This is a genomic window from Nocardioides sp. P5_C9_2, from assembly GCF_054049555.1.
Genome location: NZ_JBFUMD010000509.1, coordinates 1 through 2715 on the forward strand (window position 1 = coordinate 1; position 2715 = coordinate 2715).

Genomic DNA, 2715 nt, shown 5'->3' on the forward strand with positions numbered 1-2715 from the left:
GCCGACGCGGTGCGGATGGTCCAGGACACCGGCGTCGCCGGTGTCGTCGTCGGCCGTGGCTGCCTGGGCCGTCCGTGGCTCTTCCGCGACCTCGCCGCGGCCTTCGCCGGAGAGCAGGTGGCCACCCTGCCCACGCTCGGCGAGGTGGCGACCATGATGCGCCGGCACGCCGAGCTGCTGAGCGAGCACATGGGGGAGGAGCGCGRCTGCAAGGAGTTCCGCAAGCACGTCGCGTGGTACCTGAAGGGCTTCCGGGCCGGTGGTGACCTGCGGCACCGGCTGGCGCTGGTCGACTCGCTGGCGACCCTTGACGACCTGCTCGTCGACCTGGACCCCGACGAGGACTTCCCGGTCGGCGAGCTGGGCACGCCGCGCGGTCGCCAGGGGGCCCCGCGCAAGCGTGTCGTGCTTCCCGAGGGTTGGCTCGACGACACCGACGGCCGGGACTTCCACGTCCGCGAGGACGCCCTCGAGGTCACGGGCGGATAACGCAGCGGTGTCGAAGTGGTGACGACCCGGTGACCGGGAACACCTGCGACAAGTCTCCCCGGAATTGGGACAGGCCAGAAATGCTGTGCTTCACTCGTGGTTCTGCCCGCCTCTCCCCCCGAGGCCCTCACAGGCTCGAGAGTCGGTCAGCATCCCCCTGCACGCAACAGCAAAGGACCTACGCTGTGGCTCAGCATCGCCACACGCGGGACGCCAATGCCCGCCGCACTCCCTCAGCCATCCAGGTGGCCGGACCCGTCGCCGTCCTCGCGACCCTGTCCGCCGTCGCCCTGGGTGTGATGACCTCCTCACCCGTCGTCCCCGGCACCCAGGACCTGCTCGCCTCGTCCTCGAACGCCGCTGCCGGCATCTCCGCCGCCACCGTCGCCCAGCGCGGCGACGTCGTCTCCCGCTCCGAGCGTCGTCAGGACGCCCGCGAGGAAGCCCGCCAGGAGAAGAAGCAGGACGCCCGTCAGGCAGCCCGCCAGGAGAAGCGGCAGGATGCCCGCCAGCAGAAGGCCACGGCCCAGGCCGTCCGGACCGCCGACACCACGCTCTGGACGACCGCCGAGCTCAACCTGTGGACGAGCGCCGAGCGCGACGCTCGCCAGGTCGGCCTCGTCGACTCCCTCGAGAAGGTCCTGGTCACCGGGCGCAAGGACGGTGACAAGGTCGAGATCGTCGTCGACGGCAGGTCCCGCTGGGTCACCTCCGGCTACCTCGCCGACGAGAAGCCCGAGACCGGTCCGTCCCTGGACGGCCAGTGCACCAACGGGTCCACGATCGACGCCGGCCACGCCGCGCTCTACGGCATCCACGACGTCGTCTGCGCCAACTGGCCGCAGATCACGGCGTACGGCACGTGGCGCGGTGACGGCGAGCACGGCGAGGGCCGCGCCATCGACATCATGACCAGTGGAGCGACCGGCTGGGAGGTCGCGGAGTTCCTCCGTGCGCACTACTCCGAGCTCGGCATCGAGTACATCATCTACTCCCAGCAGATCTGGTCCGTCGAGCGCAGTGGCGAGGGCTGGCGCGGCATGTCCGACCGCGGGTCGACGACCGCCAACCACTACGACCACGTGCACGTCACCGTCTACTGATCCGATGGTGCGAGCACGTCCGAGCTGAGGGAGCGACGACATGGCCGACGAGCACCCCGAGCACCGCGCGGTCGACTGGCTCGAGCTGGCGGCGGTCCTGCTCCTGTCGGTCACGGCGATCATGACCGCCTGGGCCGGCTTCCAGTCCAGCAAGTGGGGCGGTGCGATGTCGATCTCGTTCGCCCAGGCGTCCACGGCGCGCATCGAGGCGGCCCGGTTCGAGGGTGACGCGAACCGCAAGCAGACGATCCAGGTCTCGCTGTTCACCCAGTGGCTGGACGCCTACCAGTCCGACGACGCCGAGCTGACCGACTTCCTCCAGCAGCGGTTCCCCGAACCGCTGGCCAGCGCCTTCCCCGTCTGGCTCGCCGAGCGACCCCTCGTGAACCCGGACGCCGCGCCGACGCCGTTCGACCTGAAGGAATACGCGATCCCCGAGCTGCAGCAGTCCGTGGAGGCGGACGCCCGGGCCGACGCCAAGTACGAGGAGGCACTCCGCAACAACCAGCGCGGGGACAACTACACGATCCTGACGGTCGCGTTCGCCACCGTGCTCTTCTTCAGTGCTCTCGCGACGCGGATGCGCAACTCCCGCGCGCAGTGGCTGATGCTGGCGATCGCGGCGATCGGGTTCGTCGCCACCACGGCCTTCCTCGCCACCTTCCCGAAGCTGATCTGACTCGCCCGCCGGTGCGCCACTAGGCTCGCGGGCGATGACACCCGACGAGCTGTACGACGAGCACGACCGCGCCCGCGTGGTCGACGAGCCGCCCAAGCGGGTGGACGCCCCGGTGCGCACCGCCTTCGAGCGCGACCGCGCCCGGGTGGTGCACGCGGCGGCCTCGCGCCGGCTCGCGRCCAAGACCCAGGTCGTGGGTCCGCAGACCGACGACTTCGTGCGCAACCGGCTGACCCACAGCCTCGAGGTGGCGCAGGTCGCGCGGGACCTGGCCCGTGCGCTGGGCTGTCACCCCGACATCACCGAGACGGCCGCGCTGGCCCACGACCTCGGCCACCCGCCCTTCGGGCACAACGGCGAGCGGGTGCTGGCCGAGCTGAGCCAGGACTGCGGCGGCTTCGAGGGCAACGCCCAGACGCTGCGGCTCCTGTCGCGCCTCGAGGC

General features: G+C 71.0%; 4 protein-coding genes. All 4 read left to right on the forward strand.

Annotated features, from left to right (window positions below):
• Positions 1-489, forward strand: a 489-nt coding sequence (locus ACXJKL_RS18910) for a tRNA-dihydrouridine synthase (protein ID WP_457208547.1), incomplete at its 5' end; no start/stop codon positions are given.
• A gap of 185 nt (positions 490-674) precedes the next feature.
• A complete protein-coding gene (locus ACXJKL_RS18915; protein WP_457208548.1) occupies positions 675-1592 on the forward strand; it encodes a hypothetical protein in 918 nt (305 codons plus the stop codon).
• Between the two features lie 40 nt (positions 1593-1632).
• Entirely contained in the window at positions 1633-2271 is a 639-nt protein-coding gene (locus tag ACXJKL_RS18920) for a hypothetical protein (protein WP_457208549.1), read from the forward strand.
• Positions 2272-2305: 34 nt separating this feature from the next.
• On the forward strand, positions 2306-2715 hold a 410-nt coding region (gene dgt, locus ACXJKL_RS18925), incomplete at its 3' end, for a dGTP triphosphohydrolase (protein WP_457208550.1).